The organism is Oscillospiraceae bacterium, assembly GCA_034925865.1.
Classification (GTDB): Bacteria; Bacillota; Clostridia; order Oscillospirales; family SIG627; genus SIG704.
In genome coordinates, this window is the sequence record JAYFRN010000007.1 from 73,499 (window position 1) to 94,664 (window position 21,166).

General features: G+C 47.1%; 14 protein-coding genes. 5 read left to right on the top strand and 9 right to left on the bottom strand.

All coding sequences use genetic code 11. The annotated features are described in order from the left end of the window. Positions 1 to 66: 66 nt before the first annotated feature. The 8 genes from VB118_04315 to pyrH all read right to left on the bottom strand — a co-directional run bounded on the left by VB118_04315 (position 67) and on the right by pyrH (position 10,963). Positions 67 to 4,473 (bottom strand): PolC-type DNA polymerase III, encoded by a 4,407-nt coding sequence (locus VB118_04315; protein ID MEA4831827.1) that lies wholly within the window; start codon positions 4,471 to 4,473, stop codon positions 67 to 69. Further along, entirely contained in the window at positions 4,466 to 5,560 is a 1,095-nt protein-coding gene (gene ispG / locus VB118_04320) for a flavodoxin-dependent (E)-4-hydroxy-3-methylbut-2-enyl-diphosphate synthase (GenBank protein ID MEA4831828.1), read from the bottom strand. The genes VB118_04315 and ispG overlap by 8 nt, the downstream gene beginning before the upstream one ends. A gap of 1 nt (position 5,561) precedes the next feature. Further along, positions 5,562 to 6,599, bottom strand: a complete 1,038-nt coding sequence (locus tag VB118_04325) for a M50 family metallopeptidase (protein MEA4831829.1) — start codon at positions 6,597 to 6,599, stop codon at positions 5,562 to 5,564. A gap of 154 nt (positions 6,600 to 6,753) precedes the next feature. Next, a complete protein-coding gene (gene dxr, locus VB118_04330) occupies positions 6,754 to 7,920 on the bottom strand; it encodes a 1-deoxy-D-xylulose-5-phosphate reductoisomerase (protein ID MEA4831830.1) in 1,167 nt (388 codons plus the stop codon). Between the two features lie 110 nt (positions 7,921 to 8,030). Next, complete coding sequence (locus VB118_04335) at positions 8,031 to 8,891, bottom strand: phosphatidate cytidylyltransferase (GenBank protein ID MEA4831831.1); 861 nt, start codon at positions 8,889 to 8,891, stop codon at positions 8,031 to 8,033. After that, positions 8,888 to 9,601, bottom strand: a complete 714-nt coding sequence (uppS, locus tag VB118_04340; protein ID MEA4831832.1) for a polyprenyl diphosphate synthase — start codon at positions 9,599 to 9,601, stop codon at positions 8,888 to 8,890. Before uppS ends, VB118_04335 begins: the two co-directional genes overlap by 4 nt. A gap of 19 nt (positions 9,602 to 9,620) precedes the next feature. Beyond that, entirely contained in the window at positions 9,621 to 10,175 is a 555-nt protein-coding gene (frr, locus tag VB118_04345; GenBank protein ID MEA4831833.1) for a ribosome recycling factor, read from the bottom strand. A gap of 59 nt (positions 10,176 to 10,234) precedes the next feature. Beyond that, positions 10,235 to 10,963, bottom strand: coding sequence for a UMP kinase (pyrH, locus tag VB118_04350; protein MEA4831834.1), 729 nt, complete (start codon positions 10,961 to 10,963; stop codon positions 10,235 to 10,237). Between the two features lie 272 nt (positions 10,964 to 11,235). Between pyrH and VB118_04355 the strand changes: the two genes are divergently transcribed. After that, positions 11,236 to 12,312 (top strand): DUF4855 domain-containing protein, encoded by a 1,077-nt coding sequence (locus VB118_04355; GenBank protein ID MEA4831835.1) that lies wholly within the window; start codon positions 11,236 to 11,238, stop codon positions 12,310 to 12,312. A 267-nt stretch (positions 12,313 to 12,579) separates the two neighbouring features. On the opposite strand, the gene VB118_04360 is transcribed toward VB118_04355, so the two are convergent. Beyond that, on the bottom strand, positions 12,580 to 14,025 hold the full coding sequence (locus VB118_04360; protein MEA4831836.1) for a peptidylprolyl isomerase: 1,446 nt from the start codon (positions 14,023 to 14,025) through the stop codon (positions 12,580 to 12,582). 461 nt (positions 14,026 to 14,486) lie between these two features. Between VB118_04360 and VB118_04365 the strand changes: the two genes are divergently transcribed. The 4 genes from VB118_04365 (at position 14,487) to VB118_04380 (ending at position 21,022) form a co-directional block, all read left to right on the top strand. Then, a complete protein-coding gene (locus VB118_04365) occupies positions 14,487 to 16,466 on the top strand; it encodes a serine hydrolase (GenBank protein MEA4831837.1) in 1,980 nt (659 codons plus the stop codon). A 78-nt stretch (positions 16,467 to 16,544) separates the two neighbouring features. Further along, positions 16,545 to 17,573 (top strand): aldose 1-epimerase family protein, encoded by a 1,029-nt coding sequence (locus VB118_04370; protein ID MEA4831838.1) that lies wholly within the window; start codon positions 16,545 to 16,547, stop codon positions 17,571 to 17,573. A gap of 101 nt (positions 17,574 to 17,674) precedes the next feature. After that, positions 17,675 to 18,847: a ribose-phosphate pyrophosphokinase gene (locus tag VB118_04375; protein MEA4831839.1), complete on the top strand. Its 1,173-nt coding sequence runs from the start codon at positions 17,675 to 17,677 to the stop codon at positions 18,845 to 18,847. Between the two features lie 6 nt (positions 18,848 to 18,853). Beyond that, positions 18,854 to 21,022: a Tex family protein gene (locus tag VB118_04380; protein MEA4831840.1), complete on the top strand. Its 2,169-nt coding sequence runs from the start codon at positions 18,854 to 18,856 to the stop codon at positions 21,020 to 21,022. Positions 21,023 to 21,166: the final 144 nt, after the last annotated feature.

Genomic DNA, 21,166 nt, shown 5'->3' on the forward strand with positions numbered 1-21,166 from the left:
ATAGCCCAAAATGAGTTTTAGGGGATTCTTAAGGACCCTTTTCCAAAAGGGTCCTTAAGCGTTTACTTAGAACAGACTTATCTGATTTGTATCCGGCAGCTTGTCCAAAACTCCGTTTTTCCTGAGAGCTTCAATTACGGATTTTGTGATGCCCGCTTTCTGTTTAAGCTCCTCTGTCGAGAATACAGTTTCCCCGCGCAGTGTTCTGTATATATTGGCCGCTGCCGATTCTCCTACGCCTGACAGGGAGGCAAAAGGAAGCCTTATCTTCCCGTTTTCAGGCAGATACGCGAACGCGTCGGATTTTTCAAGACTTACCGGAAGATATTTGATACCGCGCGCATATGATTCGTAAACCATTTGGAGCGGGGCGATCATCGCCTGCTCCTTTTGGCTTGCCTCGTTGTTTTTATCTTTGGCTTCTATTTCCTTTATGGCTTTGAGCACTCCGGCTTTGCCGCTCATTATTATCTCTCCGTCAAGCCCCGCGGGTGCGGCGGTGAAAAATGCGGCGTAAAATTCAAGCGGCATATGAAGCTTATACCACGCCAACCTTATCGCGCTCATTACGTATGCGGCCGCGTGAGCCTTCGGGAACATGTAACGGATTTTTCCGAGTGATTCTATATACCATTCCGGCACATTTTTTTCGTGCATGGCGGCGATCATTTCGTCTTTGATCAGCGCCCCTTTTTTGTTTTTACGGACAAATTCCATAATTTTGAACGATATGCCGTAATCGACTCCATATTTGATCAGCGCGAGCATTATGCTGTCGCGCGTTCCGATGACCTTTGATATATCGCAAACGCCGTTTTTGATAAGATCCTGTGCGTTTCCGAGCCAAAGACCCTCTCCGTGAGTTAGACCGGAAATCTGCAGAAGATCGGCGAAATTCTTCGGTTTTGATTCGATAAGCACCGGCATAACGAACCCTGTTCCGAATTCCGGCAGTCCGAGAGTGCCGATCGTGACATTTATTTCATCGAGATTCGCGCCGAGCGGCTTGGTCGAGGTGAAAAGTTCATATACCTCCGGTTCGTTCATCGGAACATCCAGTACGGAGGTATGCGTGTATTCCTCGAGCTTCTTGTACTTTGTCGGTACATCGTGGCCAAGCTCGTCAAGTTTTAAAATAGTATCGTGCAGATATGAAAACGCGAAGTGCGTTGTGATAACGTTGCTTTCGGCGTCGTCCGCGGGGTGCTGTATCGGAGTGAAGTCCAGCACATTCATTTCGCGAGGTATGACGATTATTCCTCCGGGATGCTGTCCCGTTGTGCGTTTTACGCCTACACAGCCGCTGACAAGTCGTTCCGTTTCGGCCTTGTTGACACTGATATCCTTTCCCTCAAGGTATTTCATGACAAAACCGTATGCCGTTTTATCGGCGAGGGTGCCGAGAGTGCCCGCGCGGAACACATTTTCACTTCCAAAAAGCTGCTCCGTGTATTTATGCACCTTGCCCTGCACTTCTCCGGAGAAATTTAGGTCTATATCTGGCGATTTGTCACCGTAAAAGCCGAGGAAGGTCTCGAATGGTATGTCATGTCCGTCGCCGCGCATTTTCGCGCCGCATATCGGGCAATCCGCGTCCGGGAGGTCGAATCCGCTTCCCGCTCCGAGCTTTGCGGGGGTGTCGAAATCGCTGTATTTGCATTTCGGGCAGACATAATGTGCCGGAAGCGGATTTACTTCTGAAATTCCGGCCATGCTGGCGACAAATGATGATCCAACGCTGCCGCGCGAGCCCACAAGATATCCGTTGTCCTCGCTGAATTTCACGAGCTTCTGAGCAATTATATACAAAACCGCAAAGCCATGCTTGATTATCGATCCAAGCTCTTTTTCCAATCTGGCAGATACGATTTCGGGAAGTGTATCCCCATATATCGCGTGCGCGCGCGCATGGCACATATCCGTGAGATCGTCCTCCGCACCCTCCATTTTCGGAGTATATGTTCCCTTCGGTATAGGGCGGAGCTTTTCGATCTGTGATGCGATCAGATTCGGATTGGTCACGACTATCTCATATGCCTTTTCCGGTGTAAGATAATCGAATTCGCTTAGCATTTCCTCAGTGGTGCGAAAATATAGCGGTATATCTCTGTCTGCGTCGGCAAATTTCATGCCGGCAAGCAATATTTTCCGGTATAAGCCATCCTGCGGGTTGAGAAAATGCACGTCTCCTGTCGCCACGACCGGCTTGTTTTTCTTCGCCGCGAGCCCGATTACCGTTTTATTGTATTCTATGAGCTGTTTTCTGCCTTCCTCGCTGTTACCGTTTACAAGGAAATAATTGTTTGGCAGCGGCTGGACCTCGAGATAGTCGTAATAATCGGCGATTTTAAGCAAATCGCCATAGCTCCTGTTTTCAACGACGGCGCGGAAAAGCTCGCCGGATTCACAGGCAGAGCCGACAATAAGACCGTCGCGGTATTCGCTCAGCACTGTTTTCGGTATGCGCGGATGCTTTCGGTAATATTTAAGATAAGAATCTGAAACTATGCGGTAGAGGTTTTTCAGCCCAGCGAGATTTTTCACAAGAATTATAACATGATATGTAGGCAGCTTTTTCGGATCGCAGTTTGAGCTCATTTGCTCTCCGAGCGAATCAAGGGTGGTTATGCCCAACTGTTTCAGTTTTGCGGTCATTTTTGAGAAAATCATTCCGAGCATGGTCGCGTCATCGTAAGCGCGGTGATGGTTGAACTCTCCAAGCTTGAAATATTCGCGAAGCGCCTCCAGATTGTGGCGCTTCAGATCGGTGTTCAGAAATTTCGACAGCGCGAGCGTGTCGATATATGGATTGTCAAATTTCAAACCGTTTTTATCACAGACCGCGCGGACAAAACCGGTATCGAACGAGGCGTTATGCGCGATAAGCGTGCGGCCGGCGGCGAATTCAAGAAAAGCCTCCACCGCGGCCTTCTGATCCGGCGCGCCTGCAACCATATCGTCGGTGATCCCGGTTATTTCGGTGATGTTCGGCGGGATCGGCATTCCGGGATCGGCGAAGGTCGAAAAGGTGTCCGTAACCTCTCCCGCGCGGTACAGGACCGCGCCTATTTCGGTTATTGCGCAGCTGACCGGGGAAAGGCCTGTGGTTTCTATGTCGAAAACGACAAATTCACCGTTTTCCAACGATGCGTGAGCCTCTCCGAACAGAGCGCGGGCCGTGTCATCGGCGAGATAACCCTCCATGCCGTATATAATCTTGAAATCCTTTGCGTCATCTCCGAGCTTTTCCAGAGCTTCCATTGCCTGGGGAAACGCCTGAACGTTTCCGTGATCTGTGATCGCAACAGCGGAATGACCCCATTTGAAGGCTGTTTTCACTATTTTGTCGGGAGGGATCGTCGCGTCCATCGCGGAAAGCTGTGTATGCAGATGAAGCTCGACGCGCTTTTCACCGGGAGCATTATCTTTTCTGCCTTTTGAAACGATTTTATATATCGCGGAGGGATCGATATAAAGCTCATCGTCGAACTTATCGCGCTTTATGCGCCCGAAAACCAAAGCGTCTGTGCCTTCCGATATATCGGCAAGCGCGCCTACACTTCCGCGCGATCCGCGTGCGCGTATTTCAAACGAGTTCTGCTCATCGGTAAGTCTCAGCGTGCATGACAGCTTTGTACCGGCGCGGTTTTCCTTAGCTTCGGCAGAAAAAACTCGTCCGCAGACGCATATCGTTGCTCTGTCTTCATGCATAGATAGCTCGCCCAGAGAAAGTATCTTTCTTTCAGGATCGTTCGGCTGTTCCTTGCCGTATAAAAGTGATCGGTTTGCTTCGGATATGTCAAATAACATATATCCGGCTCGGACTTCATCCGGGTTTTCTCCGCTTATCACTGTGGGAACAGCTTTGCCTTCGATGCCGCTTTGTATCGCGTGCGGATGAACCGGCGCGGCTTCGGAAGATAAAGCGGGGGTATTCGCGGACTGATATGTGTCGTATTCTGACATTCGCCGCTCATATTCCTCCAGAGAAAGCTCTGGCGCTTCTATGACGACCTTTCTTTCCATTGAGAATTCACGCAGCAATATCTGTGAAAGGCTTGATTCGCAATCGGCGCGGCGCGGAAGCAGATCCAGACCGGGACGCAGCGTTATTTTTACGATGGCTCCGTTGTCGTCAAGCGAAGCGCCGTCAAAAAAGCCGTTGGCGAACGCGCTGTCACAGGAAAGCTCCGAAATAAGCTCTTCAATTCCCGCTCCGGCCTGTCCGAACAGCTTTTCCGGATATGACGGATAAATGCGGCAGCTTGCGAGCGAATACGCGGACGTTATCCCGCTTTCCGCGAAATTCAAGACGGTGCGCGGAATGATTTTTATAAAAGAACAGTTGATTTTTATGTATCTGAATTCTTTATTTATCGAATATGAATAATCCGCAAGATATTCGAGCGCCTTTAAAAATTCTTCTTCCGGCTCATATTTCGCGAACATTTCACGGAATGTTTTTTTACCCATTATCCTCTTCGATTATTCTCCTGATTTCTTCCATGAGCCGATTGGACGCTGATTGCGAACCGTCCCGGCATGAGATTTTTTCTATTATTTTTCCTTTTCTGAATAACAAAGCTTCTCCGTCGCCTCCGGCAATGCCCGCATCAGCTTCACGAGCTTCTCCCGGACCGTTTACGGCGCAGCCCATGACCGCGACGCGAATCCTTCTTTTAGGTTTTAACTTTGCGGCGGCGATTCGTTTTTCAAGCTCGGCCGCAATTTCCATCACAGGCACCCTGGTTCTTCCGCATGTGGGGCATGCGATGATCTCGACAGTCTCGGCACCCCGCAGCCCGCACGCGGCCATAAGTATACGCGCGGCCTCTATTTCCTTTACGGGATCGGCGGAAAGGGAAATCCTTATTGTATCACCTATGCCGTCGCATAAAAGCGAGCCAATACCGGCGGAGGATCTGATAACTCCCGCCCGTTCCGTGCCGGATTCCGTGACGCCGATATGTATTGGATAATCCGTCTGCGCGGAGAGGAGCCTGTTTGTCATAATCGTGGTGACAACATCGCTCGATTTCGCGGAAATTACTATATCATAAAAATCAAAACGCTCCAAAAGCCGTGCGGCCTTTATCGCGCTTTCGCATAGAGCCTCTGCGGTCGGAGCGCCGTATTTATTCAGTATTTCCTTTTCGACCGAACCGGAATTAATACCGACGCGTATAGGTATTTTCTTTTCGCGGCATACCCGGCACACCGCGGCAACGCGGTCATCCGAGCCGATATTTCCAGGATTTATTCTGATTTTATCCGCGCCCGCCTCCGCCGCCGCTATTGCGAGCCGGTAATCGAAATGAATGTCGGCCACAACAGGAATCGGGCTTGATTCCTTTATTTGATATAAGGCGCGGGCATCGTCATTGTCTGACACGGTGCAGCGAACGATATCGCAGCCCGCGTCGGCAAGCGCGCGTATCTGCGAAAGCGTCGCCTGAGCATCGGAGGTTCTCGTATTGGTCATCGACTGGATCAGCACGCGGCCGCCTCCGCCGATTGTATACGGCCCGATCAGAACGGGTTTTGTAATTTTTCTTATCATATCACTTTACTATTTTTATTATATCAAGCACGGTTATAACGCCCATGAACATTATCAGTACGGCAAAACCGGCAAGATGAACATAATTTTCATATTTAGGATCTATCGGTTTCCTTCTTATCATTTCCAACAACACAAAAATGATCCTTCCGCCGTCCAATGCCGGAAGCGGCAGCAGATTGAACACACCGAGGTTCATGCTGATGAAAACATACAGGAATAAAAGGGTTCTGAAATCGCTGTTTTGAGCCACCTCGCCTATCTGCTCGACCGTTCCGACCGGTCCTGAAACACTGTCGATACCGTATTTGCCGGTAATCAGATCAAGCAGGGATTGGTATATCAGCTTCAGTGTCGAAAAGGACTGATATACGGACTGCTTAAGCGCTTCTCCGAAGCTCTTTCCCACAACCGTGGTCCGGAAGTCAAGCTCACCGTATGTTACGCTCTTTTCGGTATAGGTCGGGAACACGACATCGTTGATTACGATCTTTTCACCGTTTCTCATAACGGTGATGTCGCATGGCGACGTGCCTTCTCTCATAACCGCATAGGCGATATCGTTGAACACGTTTACCTTTTGATTATTGACGGCGATTATCACGTCTCCGCTTCTGAGCCCAGCCTGCATGGACGCGGCGGTTTCCGAGGTGAAGCCGTCAACCTTTGTGGAATAATAAGCCTGCTGAGAAAAGAGCATTATGAACATCGCCAATATTGCGGTAAGAATATTCATGAACGATCCCGCGCACAGGATTATAAGCCTCTGCCACGGCGGACGGCGGCACAGCGCGTGGTCGTCGCTGACCTCTTCTTCCTCGCCGAGCATGGAGCAGAATCCGCCTATCGGAAACAATCTGACGGAATATTCCGTACCGGATTTCTTGGATTTTCGTCCGATAATTTTCGGACCCATGCCGATGGCAAATTCCAAAACTCTCACTCCGCAGCATCTGGCCGAGATAAAATGGCCAAGCTCGTGGACAAAGATCATCAGCGAAAAGAACAAAATCGCAATAAGTATGCTCGTAAAGCTCATGATTATCCTTTCTTGACGCCCCGAAAGCTGATTTCGGGAGCATGTGGGAACTGTATTATACGCCTTATCGTGTAAAATTCTTGTCTTATAAAAGAGAAAAGCCTGAATATTAAAGTCTTTTCTCTCTTTAAGCGGTAATTATTTAACTGCCGAGTTAATAAATTCTGATTCCCGCAAGCGCGGCCGCCTCTGCTCTCGCGGCATCCTCTGCAGTTGTTAATTCTTCGATTGTATTTAGCGGAAGATCTGAGAGCTTATTGAAAACTGTTTCGACCAGACTGAAAATATCGGTGAACTTTATACGTTTTCCCAGAAACAGCTTTACGGCTTCTTCATCGGCGGCGCTCATAACGGCGCATGCCGCTCCGCCTTTTTCGAGGGCGCGGCGTGCCAGCTTAACGAAAGAAAAGGTTTCTTCATCCGGCGGCTCGAATGTAAGCGTCATCGGCTTTGTGAAATCGATGGGGCGGCACAGCCCGCTGTCCTCGGTTCGCTCGGGATAAAACAGAGCGAAGCGTATACACTGAGCCATATCCGGATATCCCATCTGACAGAGAATGCTGTTGTCGGTGAATTCGACAAACGAATGAACGGTGGACTGACGGTGTATCGTCACGTCGATTTTTTCATGCGGCATTGCGAAAAGCCTCGACGCTTCAATTAGCTCAAGCGCTTTGTTCATAAGCGTCGCGGAATCCACAGAGATTTTACGCCCCATTATCCACGTCGGATGATTGACAGCCTGCTCCGGTGTAACATCGACAAGCTCAGAGCGCTTTTTTCCGTAAAAAGGACCGCCCGAAGCCGTTATTATAAGGCGTTTGGCAAACCGGCGGTCATTAAAGCCTCCGGACATGCATTGGAATATCGCCGAATGCTCGCTGTCGACCGGGATTATCTTTACGCCGTTTTCCTTTGCTTTTTCGATAATATAGTCTCCGGCGGAAACTATCGATTCCTTGTTTGCGGCAGCTATATCCTTTTTTGCTTCTATTGCGCGCAGCATCGGCTTGATGCCGGCGTTTCCTACGATCGCGTTCACGACCAGCTCGGCGCCGCTTTCCGAGACGGCGTCGCATATTCCCTCAATTCCGGATAGTACGCGCGTGCCGGTATCCGCGACCGCAATTCTTAAATCCCTTGCGCGTTCCTCGTCCATGACGGCGCAAAGCGAGGGATGAAATTTTCTTATCTGTGCTTCAAGCTCTTTAATCTTTGTCCCGGCACAGAGCGCGCTGATTTTTATTCCGGCGCTTTCGGCGACGGCGAGCGTCTGTGTGCCGACGGATCCCGTCGAGCCGAGAACCGCGATTTTCTTCAATAATATTCCTCTTCCTGTAACAGTATGTGTTATGAGCAGGGTTAAATGTCAGTTTTAAAACAAGTTATTTTACAGAAGCCTTCAAAGAGTATCTTTTCTGAACCTCAGCTTTATTTAAAAAGATAAAACAGGTCTGAACGGCTTGTAATGGCTAGTAAAAACGGAGCCACGGTAAGAATGCTGTCAAATCTGTCAAGAACGCCGCCGTGTCCGGGAAATATCATCCCGTAATCCTTTGATCCGAAATTTCGCTTGATGGCCGAAGCGAGAAGATCTCCGAACTGAGCCACCACGCTCGTAATAAGACCGGTGAAGAGCATTCCGAACAGGTTGAATTCTATATCGCCGCGCAGATTTGTGAGAATAGCTCCGTAGGCCCAAAATGCCAGAACACAGAAAATTATGCCGCCCAGCGCGCCTTCAAACGTCTTTTTGGGGCTTATTTCAGGAATCAGCTTGTGCTTTCCGAAAAGCCGGCCGCAAAAATAAGCGAAGGTGTCGGTCATCCACGCTCCCACAAATACGAGAATACATACATAAAGACCGATTTTATCAAGACTGCGTATCATTATAAGCGCGGTGAACGCGTTGACGACATATATGGTCATCGCTATCGCGAGCGAAATATCACGCGTCGGATACTGCTTTTTTGAAATGACTCCCGCGAACAAAATAACAAGCACATATATTATAGTGCAATTATATAGAAATTTATATGAATTCTGTGTAAATAATGGCAATACCACGCTGTAAATAAGAGACGGCACGGAAAGCCCTATATGGTTTTTCATTCCCACACAGGACAAAATTTCATATGTGCCGATCAAAGACAGAAGGGTGATCGCAAAGTCCCATGCTATTGTGTATGAGTAAAACAGCAGAAGTACGAGCAGCGGGATTCCGATTGCCGCCGTCAGCAGCCGCATTTTAATGTTCTGCCCTTCTTTTTCGGAAATATTCTTATTAATCATTTCAACTTCCCGAACCGCCTCTTGCGCGTCGCGAAAAATTCCATAGCCGCGTCAATATCCGCTTTCGTCATATCCGGCCAAAGCTTGTCTGTAAAATAAAGCTCCGCGTATGCCGACTGCCAGAGGAGAAAATTTGATATTCTCTTTTCCGCGCCGGTACGTATCAAAAGGTCCACATCCGGCTGTCCGGCTGTATACAGCGCACCTTCGATGTTATTTTCGGTAATCGCTCCGGGCGAAAGCTCGCCGGTGCGAAGCTTTTGCGACAATATATTGAACGCACGGCATATTTCTGCGCGGCTGCCGTAATTGACGGCGATATTCATCTGATTTTCGTATACGGCGCTGTCTTTTTCGACGCGGTTCATTAATTCGATCGTTTTCGTGTCAAAAAAGCTTCTGTCACCCAAAAAACGGATCCGCATATTTTTATCCTTGGACATCGTAAACCATTCCTCGAGATATTCGAAAAAAAGCTTTGATATGCCGCGGACCTCATCCTGCGGACGTCCTTTATTTTCGGTCGAAAAAGCATAGAAAGTCACGGTCTCGGTTCCGAGATCGAGAAAATATTCCGATAACCGCTTGAATGTCTGGGCGCCTGCCGTATGCCCGGCCGAACGGGGCAGACCCCGGCGGGATGCCCACCGTCCGTTGCCGTCCATGATAATTCCCACATGACGCGGAAATGATTCGCTTTTGTTTATCATTTATTTGACCCTGTTTTTATCAGACCTGCATGATCTCCTTGTTCTTTTCCGCGACAGCCGCGTCCACGAGCTTTATATATTTATCGACGAGATCCTGCATGAGCTTATCGCTTTGCTTCTGCTCGTCTTCGGTCATTTCGCTCTTCTTTTTTAAATCTTTTATCTTGTCTATTCCTTCACGGCGGATATTGCGAAGCGCGATCTTGCCGTCCTCGCCCATTTTCATGACCTGCTTGCAGAGCTCTTTTCTGCGTTCCTCTGTGGGCTGCGGAAAGTTAAGACGTATTGTTTTGCCGTCGTTGATCGGATTGATCCCGATATCGGAGGCAAGGATTGCTTTTTCTATTTCTTTAAGCGTTTTTACATCCCAGGGCTGAATCATGATAACCCGTGGCTCCGGAATCTTTACTTCCGCAACGCCGTTGATGGGTGTTTGTGTTCCATAATAATTGACTGTCACCTTGTCGAGGACGGCCGGATTCGCACGTCCTGCGCGCACTGCCGCGAATTCCTTTGTAAAGGCATCCAGGGTTTTCTTCATTTTCTGTTCGTATTCACCGGTCTGAAGTTTCATGTCGTTTCTCCTTATAAAGTATTAAAATTTTATTGAAAATGCATTGCTCGTCATGAATATTATTCCTCAACTATAGAGCCGATATCTTCCCCGCGGGCAATTCGGACTATATTTTCCGGATCATTGAGATTGAAGACGCAGCATTTGATGTTGTTTTTCTGAGCAAATGCCGCCGCCGTGCCGTCAATTACCGCAAGCTTGTTGGAAAGGATATAATTGTAGTCGGGGTGAGGCAAGAATTTTGCTTTGGAGTTTACCGCGTTTGGATCTGAATCGTATATGCCGTCGGTCCCGTTCTTTGCGAAGAGGACAATATCCGCGCCTATCTCCTTGGCGCGTAATACGGCCGTCGTATCAGTTGAAAAATACGGGCTGCCTATGCCACAGCCGAAAATTACAACCCGGTTTTTTGACAGATGCGATATTGCTTTGTTTCTGATATAAGGTTCCGCGAATTGGTTCATTTCTATCGCGGTCATAACGCGCGTATCAAGCCCCATCTGCTCCAGAGTATCCTGTATGGCAAGAGCGTTTATCGCCGTCGCGAGCATGCCCATGTGATCGCTCCTGACCCGTTCAAAACCGGCGCCCTTTTCGCCTCTCCATATATTGCCGCCGCCGACGACTACCGAGACATCCGTGCCGGAGTCATGCACGGTCTTTATTTTCTCACAGATAGTTCGAAGGGTTTTATAATTGATTATGGCTTTGCCGCCCTCCGGCTGTTCTCCCGCGGAAAGTGCCTCGCCCGAAATTTTGATAAGCACACGTTTATATTTGTTTCCCATTGGTTTGCATCCCCTTTTAGAACGGAAAAATTCTCTTATTATTCTATCTTTTTTTAATATGTTTGTAAAGAGTAAATTGATATTTTAACATAAAATTTCAATTTGGAGATGTTGTGAGCGATAATACAAAACGGTGAAATACGGAGGATCGCGGAAATTTATTGCCGCAATGTCGGGAATATACCTCTGTTTCTATTGACAAAACGATCTATATCAAGATACAATTATCGTATCAAGGAATAAACGACTTATATGAAACAAGGGAGAATAATATGAACCGAGGAAGTTACGAAAATAATATGCTTGATAAATTCGCATCCCCCGATGAGCTGGGCGGTATAAGCAATATCATTCTGACATACACCTGCGCATATCCCAATGTTCGTTTCGGAAGGCACTCTGTCAAGGATTTACTGCCGTTCGCCGGTTATTATAATAAAGATAACGAGCTTCAGGATACGTTTTTTGACAGCTATCTGTTCTTGCCATGTACAAGCCGTGCGCCGTCAGGCGAATCAATGCAGTCGGGAAATCTGATATTCTCGGACTGGAAGTATTATATCGATGACCAGTATTATCCGGACACAAATATTCCCGCGCTTGAAGAAGCGGTCGGGCAGGTAAAAAACAAGCTGAGTATCAAAGACTACAAGGTCAATGTCTTTCTTTCAATTCTCCGTCCGATGACTGCTCAACATAATTTCGGCGATATTGACGGCAGCGGTATCAGCCTTGATTTTTCAAAGCCCGAGCATCGTAAAAAAGCTGTCAAATGGCTTATCGACGAACAGCTTAAAAGATTCAATGACAGGGGTTTTAAAAACATGAAGCTGTGGGGCTTTTATTGGTATGAAGAAGACATTGACGGCGACAATGCCGAAGAAATGGAATTATTAAGGTTCACGACCGACTACATACGTTCGCTCGGGTACAAGAGTATATGGATTCCTTATTATCAGGCGCCGGGATTCGACAGGTGGGCGCAATTCGGATTTGACTCCGCCTGCCTTCAGCCTAATTATATGTTCAATGATGACGCAAAAGAGAACCGTGTTTATGAATGCGCTAAGCTTGCAAAAATGCTGGGGATGTGCGTAGAAATGGAGATCGATTACCGCTCAATCACTCAGTCTGAATGGCGCGCGCGGTACATCGCGTACCTTCGCGGCGGAGTAAAGACCGGATACATGAAGGACGGCATAAAGATGTACTATCAGGACGGTGCCCCCGGTGTATTCTATGACGCGTATGAATCCGGTGATCCCCTTGTCAGAGCGATATATGACAACACATATCTTTTTTCAAAAAGCAGACTTACGGAAGAAATAATAGATAAGACGATGTGTTAAAATTTTATAATTAGCAAAGACCGCACTAAATTTAATAGCTTAAGTGCGGTCTTCTTGTTATGTGAAAAACTCATTCGTATTTTCTGTAGTTTAATATCCCTTTATTAACCTGGCATTTAAATAATTATCGCAAAACACAACTTGTTTAATTAATTACCGTTTAATAAATGCCGTTTTAATAACAAAGATGAGTACTCAACCTCTATCAAGCTTACCGATAAAATAGCCATGTTTAAAATGACATTTTGTCGAGAATGATCGTGCTTTTTATTTCACCGGATATTTGGCTTCAAAGCCCTCGTAAATTTCCTTGTATTTCTCTGCAGATACCGCGTCGAAAACGTCCGCCTTCCACTTAGGAAGACCGTCGCCCTCAAAATACATCACATGATAACCAAAATTTGATTTTATAATGCCTGTGTCCCCGGATTTGCGTGCGGGATCAAAGCACCATTCGTCGAATTCATCGACCATTTGATGAGAATAGACATTGGTATATTTGCCGCCTTTTGCGGCACTGCCTCCGTCCTCAGAGTATTCGAACGCGAGAAGCGCAAACGAATCTGTTGTTTTGTCGCCGGAGTTAAACTGTTTCAATATATCGGTTGCCAGCGCGGTCGCGGCGGAATCGCTGCCCGCGGACGCGGCGGTAATGAGAATATGACGGACATTCTTTGTTATACTTTCGTCTAATGCCGGCAGGCTTACGAGTAAATAAACGCTGTACGAAGAGGTACCTTTAGATACATAGGTTTCGCCGACATTGCGTCCGTCGGAAAATGCCCATACCTTGAAATTGTCCGTGGAATCGTAATTCGCCTTGACCGAAAGCGTTTCGTTGAGATCTGCCTCTACCTGGTCGTCAGTGAAACCCGGGTTGTTTTCGCGTATCAGCGTTTCCGCGGAGGAAAGGAATTCGTCGACGGAGGATACGGCGGCGAGCTTATCTGCTTTGGCTTTGGCTTCATCGGCGGTGAGCTTTCCTTCCTCGCCTGTAGATGAGAAATTGATCGAATAACAGCGGTAATCAAACGAAAGGTAATCGTATTTATTCTTGGTATAATAACTTTGAATGTCGTCGTCGCTTACTTTGATTCCTTCATTTATGTCATTCAGATACTTTGAAACAAGAGAAGACAATTTAAGGCTGCGTTTTATATCGTCGATATTGACGCCGCGTCCATATTTTTTTACATCTAATTCTCCCGCTTTATTGTCACATATGGACAGCTCTTTTTCAGAAAGAGAGACACCGGCTTCGCGCGCGGCTTCTGAAAGCACGAGCATTTCCTTTGCGCTGTCGACTGACATATTGCGGAAATAGTCGTACCATGTTGTTTTATCTTCTTCGTATTGGTCCTTTAGCGATACGGAGGTATCAAGCCCGTACTTATTCTTCAGAGTATCCGCGCCTAATGAATCCACATATGAATTATAGGTTTTATAAATGTAAAAGGTTATCATTGCTTCGTCAACCTTATAATTTTCGCTTGAAAGGCAGACTTTACTGCGAAGCAAATCTCCGCTGTCGAGAACAGCGTTTGCAATCAAAACGCCGGCTGTGCATAAAATTGCGGCGCAAAGAATGCCGCATACCGAAACAATGACTATTTTACGGCTTTTTTTGCGTTTTAAGGCCTGTTCCTCCCGCTTTTTTTGTTTAATGGATATTTCCTTAATTTTTAATTGTTTGTTTCTGTTGCCTTTTCCCATTGAAACGCCAATCCTTTCTCTGCGTCCATTTACCGGACTAAAATCCGCCGCCAATGCTGTGCGTTTGAAGCGTGCATGCGCGCGGGGCGGTATCTATCTCTGATTAACGATAGCTTATTGTATATACTGTCGATTATAGCATCCAAACGTGAAGAATATTTGAATAATAATTGATTTTAAATAATGTTTAGTTATTGCAGACGGTAATAAAATCACTATGTTTTGCTGTTTTCGGACTCTGTTGTCTATAAACGTAGCTGAAAGCCGCGAACCTTTGGACACAGCTGCCTGCGGAGAGAAGCTTATGCGCGGTACGCATTTATTTGATTGTCGCGTTAATAACAAGAGTCAACATATGCCGAAAATAGAATATAAAGTCTTGATATGCTTTGAACGATATGTTATAATATATATATTAAAGGTAGAATATCAAATAAAAAAATATCAGGTGTTTGTATCGTATGGATATAAAAGTCTACACCAATACTGTAAAGCTTTTGAACAGAATAAGTGATACGTCATCAAAGACCGTGCCTATAATTTCCTATACGCCTCAAAAGCCCGCATATACCGGTAAAATGCACACAGCCATCCCGCTTGAACGCACCGCGCCTGAATCAGAGGGAATATCCTCGGATTATCTTGCGCGGTTTATTCGTGCGCTCAGGGATGAGAAATCTATAGATATGCACAGCGTCACAGTTATAAGAAATTCAAATGTCCTGTGCGAATGCTATTACGGCGCATATGAGCCTGATGTCAGAAGAGTGATGCATTCAATGTGCAAGAGCATAACCGCGCTTGCCATAGGGCGGATGATCGACCGCGGACAGCTTTCGCTTGATGACAGAGTGGTGAAGCTGTTGGATCGTTACGCGAATCATATTACCGCCCTTCCGCTGAAGAATCTGACGGTCCGGCATCTGCTTACAATGTCAAGCGGCGTCATGTTCAACGAAGCCGGAAGCGTGACCGAAACGGAATGGATAAAGGGCTTTCTGGAATCCATGCCCAGATTTGAATTGGGCAAGGAATTTAATTACAACAGCATGAATTCTTATATACTTTCCGCGATTGTAAAGGAAGTTACGGGACAGCAGCTTACGGAATACCTTAAAAAGCCGGTGTTTGACGAGCTTGGTATGGGAGAGGTTTACTGGGAAAAATCTCCCGAAGGCATCGAAAAAGGCGGCTGGGGTTTGTATATACTCCCGGAAGATATGGCTAAAATCGGATTATTATATCTGAACGGCGGCGTATACAACGGCAAACGCATTATATCAAAGGAATTTATCAGCGAGGCGACGCGCGCGCATATAAAAGCTCCCGAAGGAGCGGGCGATTATGATTATGGTTACCACGTATGGGTAGGGAAAAACACACAGTCGTTTCTTTTAAACGGCATGTTCGGTCAGAATGTTCTCGGATATAAAGACAAGAATATAATCATTGTCACGACCGCCGGCAACGAGGAAATGTTTCAGCAGAGCAAATATTATAAAATAGCAGATAAATTTTTCGGAAACGGTTTTATACCGGCCGATCCGGCCTATTTAATAGCAAAAAGCGGAAACGGACAGGCTCTGCGCGAGCTTCGCATGCTGTGTGATTCCCACGGCAGTGATTCCCACGGCAGTGATGCCCACGGTAGTGATGCCCACGGCAGTGATTTCCACGGGAATGAACACATACATGATTCCCACAACAGTAATTATCATGGAACGGAGCTTTACGGAGCGAAAAAAAGCGCGGAAACAAGCATGCCGCAAAGTATTTTTGCGCGGCTTTTTACGCGGCGTAAAGTAGATTTAACATCAGGCGGCAGTAAGGCCGTGCCAAAGGCTCTGCCCGATATGTGCGCACGGCTTAACGGCAGAAAATATGCGCTCTGGAGCAAGAGAATCGTCGGATTGCTTCCTCTCATGACTCAGTCAATACAGAATAATTTTACCGGCGGCATAGACAGCATAGAATTTTCCGTTTCCGGGGCGAACAATGACGAATTTTCGGTTGTATTTGCGGAGGGCGGCGAAATATTCCGTGTTCCCGTCGGCTTCGGAGGCGAGGCGAAATACGCAACGCTTAATTTTTCGGGAGAAAAATACCGTGTGGGAACGGCCGGCAGATTTGCCGAAAACGAGGATGGGGTTAAATGCCTCGTTATGAGGCTTTCCTTTGTTGAAATCCCGAATTCACGAATAATAAAGCTTTTCTTTGATGACGAGGATACGGTGACGGCGAAATTTGCGGAAAAGCCAAATATCGAATTTGTTTCGAGAGGGCTGGATGCTTTCCTTGAGGATATGCCGGGTAAAAAAATAATAAACGCCCTGGCGCATAAGGTTGACGGCGGATATCTTTTATACCGCGTGAGCATCGCTTTTATGCCGGAAGTCAGATTTATCGCGGATCCGAAAATAATTAAAGCAGCAACAAAATAATACTTTTATATGAGTGAAAGCCCATATACCAAAGTCTTTTTCAGAGTTTATAAAAATCGGTCAAGGAGAAATAAATTTATGAATTCATTGCAGGGTGCTTTGCCGTATATCGGCAATCCGGATCAGATCATTTCATTTTCCGTTTCACGGTTTGAGGAAGGGCGGGCCCGCGGAACAAGAATCGCAAGCATATCCACTCCCGCCGGACTTGATGCCACGGTCGTATGTGACAGATGCATGGATTTGTACAATGTCAGATATAAAGGGATAAACTTAAATTATATTACGCCTGTAGGCATAGCCGCGCCGCAGTATTACGACGCGTCCGGCGCGGGATGGCTCAGGAATTTTTTTGGAGGCTTTCTCACCAGCTGCGGATTGAGAAACATAGGTTCGCCCGATTCTTACGGCGGAGAAAGCTTCGGTCTTCACGGAAGATTATCGAATATTCCTGCCGAACAGCTCTCATACTCCCGTGATGGCGGCGGAGTAAGGCTTTCAGGAGTTATGACTGAGGCGTGCGCCTTTGGCGAAGCGTTTACTCTGCGCCGGGAATATTTTTTTCCGGCGGAATCGGGAAGCGAAGCGGAATTTTTCTTCGAGGACTGTGTAACTAACGTTTCTCACACCGCCCGTCCGTTTATGCAGCTTTATCACTTCAACATCGGTTATCCGTTTCTCTGCGAGAGCTCTGTGCCTGTAATAAAATCAAAAAAGATCGTTCCCAGGGACGAATATGCCGCGCTTCACGCCGAAAATTATTCGGATATAACGTCACCGGTTGACGAATACCGTGAAATGTGCTATTATCATACGTTGGAAAAAGACGAAAACGGCGTCCGTTCTTTCGGAATGAAAAATTCCGCGCTGGGGCTTTCGCTTGAAATAAGCTTCGACGACTTTTCGAAAAAGCCTGCCGCCTCCGCGCTTGACGTGTTTGTTCAATGGAAAATGTTTCAAAAGGGCGCCTATGTCATGGGACTTGAACCAGCAAACGCAACGCTGGACGGATATGAGGAAAACATCCGCAACGGCACTCTTAAAACACTGGCGCCGGGAGAAAGCGCAAAACGTAGGTTTTCGGTAAAAATAAAAGAAGAAAAATGAGAAAATACCGGGAGAGACAAACGGAGCAATCTTCGCGGCTGAAATGTTGGTGCGAAGATATGCAAGCGGACTCTCCCCAAACAAGGAAGGACGGAATAAATATGGACAGTAACCTGCTCGGCATTACGAGCGACACCATATTCGCTCATCAGGAAAGAGTCGCGCCTCTCAGTCTTATTTCGCTCAATGGATCTGAGGAAATCTGCAAAAAGATCAACTGGTATCTCATTGAATGGTCAAAGATGGCCGGATATGATCGCGACACGTTTCTTATCGACGCGGAATGCCCGAGATTTCAGACCGGAGACGGCAAGGGCATGATAAAATCCAGCGTTAGAGGAGACGATTTGTTTTTATATGTGGATGTAGGGAACTATAACTGCACATACAAGCTTTTCGACCGCGAAAACGCAATGAGTCCCGACGACCATTTTCAAGATTTGAAAAGAATCATTGAGGCCGCAAGCGGAAAGCCTTACAGAATGAATGTCATAATGCCTATCCTTTACGGCGGCAGACAGCATAAACGCAGCTATCGCGAATCGCTTGACTGCGCAGTTATGCTTCAGGAGCTTCAGCATCTCGGGGTATCAAACATCATAACCTTCGACGCTCATGACGCCAGAGTTCAGAATGCCGTACCCATAATGGGCTTTGACAATATAATGCCGTATTACCAGGTTCTGAAAGCTTTGTTCCGCAACTTTCCGGATATAAATCCGGATAAGGATCACCTTATGATAATAAGTCCGGACGAGGGCGCGATCAACCGCAATATGTACTATTCATCCGTGCTCGGCGTTGACCTCGGGATGTTCTATAAACGCAGAGACTATTCCGCCATTGTCGGCGGCAGAAACCCGATTGTGGCGCATGAATATCTAGGCGCGTCGGTTGAAGGTAAGGATATCTTTATAGCCGACGATATTATTTCATCCGGCGACAGCGTGCTTGATATTATAATTGAGCTGAAGAAGCGTAGAGCCAACCGCATTTTCGCCTATGCAACATATGCTTTGTTCACGAGCGGTCTTTCAAGCTTTGACAAGGCTTATGCGGCCGGACTTTTCGACGGAATATTAGGCACGAACCTGACGTACAGAAGACCAGAGCTTTTACAGCGTCCATGGTTTTATGAAGTCGATGTGTCGAAATATATCGCGTATATAATCGCTGCTCTAAACCATAACATCTCTGTCAGCACGCTGATAGATCCGCATCAAAAAATAAACCAATTAATGAAGGACAGGTTTAATAACGAAACCTCTCATTGAATTTAAATGAATATAACACAAAAAATCGCATCTGAGCTCGGACTTAGAACCGAGCAGGCCGAAAGCACAATTAAGCTTCTTGATGAAGGCAACACCGTCCCATTTATATCGCGCTACCGCAAGGAGGTCACGGGCTCTCTCGACGATCAGGTTGTAAGACAGCTTTCTGAACGTCTGGAATACCTCCGCGGGCTTGAAAAGCGCAAGGAGGAAGTGCGCGCGTCGATAGAATCACAGGGCAAGCTGACTGAGGATATCTCCGCCGCGCTGGAAGCGGCCGAGATATTGACGGAGGTGGAGGATATTTACCGTCCGTTCAAGCCTCACCGCAAGACACGTGCCTCTGTCGCGCGCGAAAAAGGGCTGGAGCCTCTTGCGCAGTTAATTTTCGCTCAGGAAATAAAAAAGAACTCCGGAAAATCGCCGGAGGAATTCGCGGCGGATTACATCAATACCGAAAAAGGTGTTTCCACGCCGGAGGAGGCGCTTGCCGGCGCAATGGACATTATCGCTGAGGATGTCTCCGACAACGCCGAATTCAGAAAAACCGTCCGCGCGCTGACATTTGAAAACGCCGCGCTTTCTGTCTGCGCGGTAAGCGACGCGGCAAAGGCGTTGCAGGAGGCCGCCGTTTATTCGATGTATTTTGAATATTCGGAAAAGCTTTCGAAAATTCCGCCTCACCGCCTTCTGGCCATAAACCGCGGCGAAAACGAAGGGTATCTTAAGGTGGACTTTGTTATTGAAGAATATATTCCGCTCAATTACCTGATTCAGAAGACTGTCGGAGAAAAAAGCATATTCACCGAAACAGTCGAAGCCGCGGTGAAGGACAGTTATTCGCGTCTTGTCGCCCCGGCCATTGAACGTGATATAAGAAGCGCTTTGTTTGACGAAGCGTGTGAAAAGGCGATTGTGGTTTTTGAAGAAAACCTTAAAAACCTTTTGCTTACTCCGCCTTTGAAGGGCAAAACCGTACTCGGCTTTGACCCTGGATACCGCACAGGCTGCAAACTCGCGGTTGTAGACCCGATAGGAAGAGTTTTGGATACGGGTGTTATTTACCCGACAAAGCCGCAGGAACGCATCGAAGAATCTGAAAAAGCTGTATTGAGGCTTGTTTCAAAGCATCATATAGACACAGTCGCGATAGGCAACGGCACGGCCTCAAAGGAAAGCGAAATATTCATTTCCGGCGTCATAAAGCGCAATTCTCTGAAAGTAAAATATATGATGGTTTCAGAGGCCGGCGCATCGGTTTATTCCGCGTCCAAGCTCGGTGCTGAGGAATTTCCGGATTACGATGTTACGCTTCGCAGCGCCGTTTCTATCGCGAGAAGACTGCAGGATCCGCTGGCCGAGCTTGTCAAGATCGACCCGAAATCAATAGGAGTCGGACAGTATCAGCATGATATGAAGCCGGCCAGACTTTCAGAAGCGCTCGGAGGAGTGGTAGAATCCTGCGTCAACAGCGTCGGTGTCGACCTCAACACGGCTTCATATTCGCTTTTGTCATACATTTCGGGAATAAACGCGCAAAGCGCAAAGAACATAGTGAAATTCAGAGAAGAAAACGGAGCGTTTGCTTCGCGTTCTCAACTGTTAAAGGTGCCGAGGATAGGAGCGAAGGCATATGAGCAGTGCGCCGGGTTTTTAAGGCTGCCGGGCGCACAAAATCCGCTCGACAACACCGGCGTTCACCCTGAATCATACGATGCCGCCGAAAAGCTTCTGAACAATTTCGGCTTTACGGTAAACGACCTTGAAGGCGGTATATCGTCCATGTCGCTGTTATGCGAAAAAGCGGGGAAGAAAATGCTTTCGGAAAAGCTCGTAATTGGGCTTCCCACGCTCAACGACATTATATCGGAGCTTGAAAAGCCGGGACGCGACATCCGCGACGATTTTGCGCAGCCCCTGCTTCGTGACGACGTCATGGATTTAAACGATTTAAAAGAGGGTATGGAGCTGGTCGGAACGGTCAGAAATGTATGTGATTTCGGCGCATTTATAGACATTGGAGTCCATCAGGACGGCCTAGTCCACATCTCACAGATATCTGATCGCTATATCCGACACCCATCCGAGGTGCTCGCTGTGGGCAACACGGTGAAGGTTCGTGTCCTCTCCGTCGATCCGCAGAAAAAACGCATTGCGCTTACAATGAAGAAATAATTCCGGTTATTGATTACGGTCATAAATATGTGTATTGAGATCACAAATATTAATATTTCATTGCCGTTTCAATAATAAGACGCTTGATTTTATAATAAAGTATGATATAATTGGAATGCAAAAACTATAATCACATAGCTATAG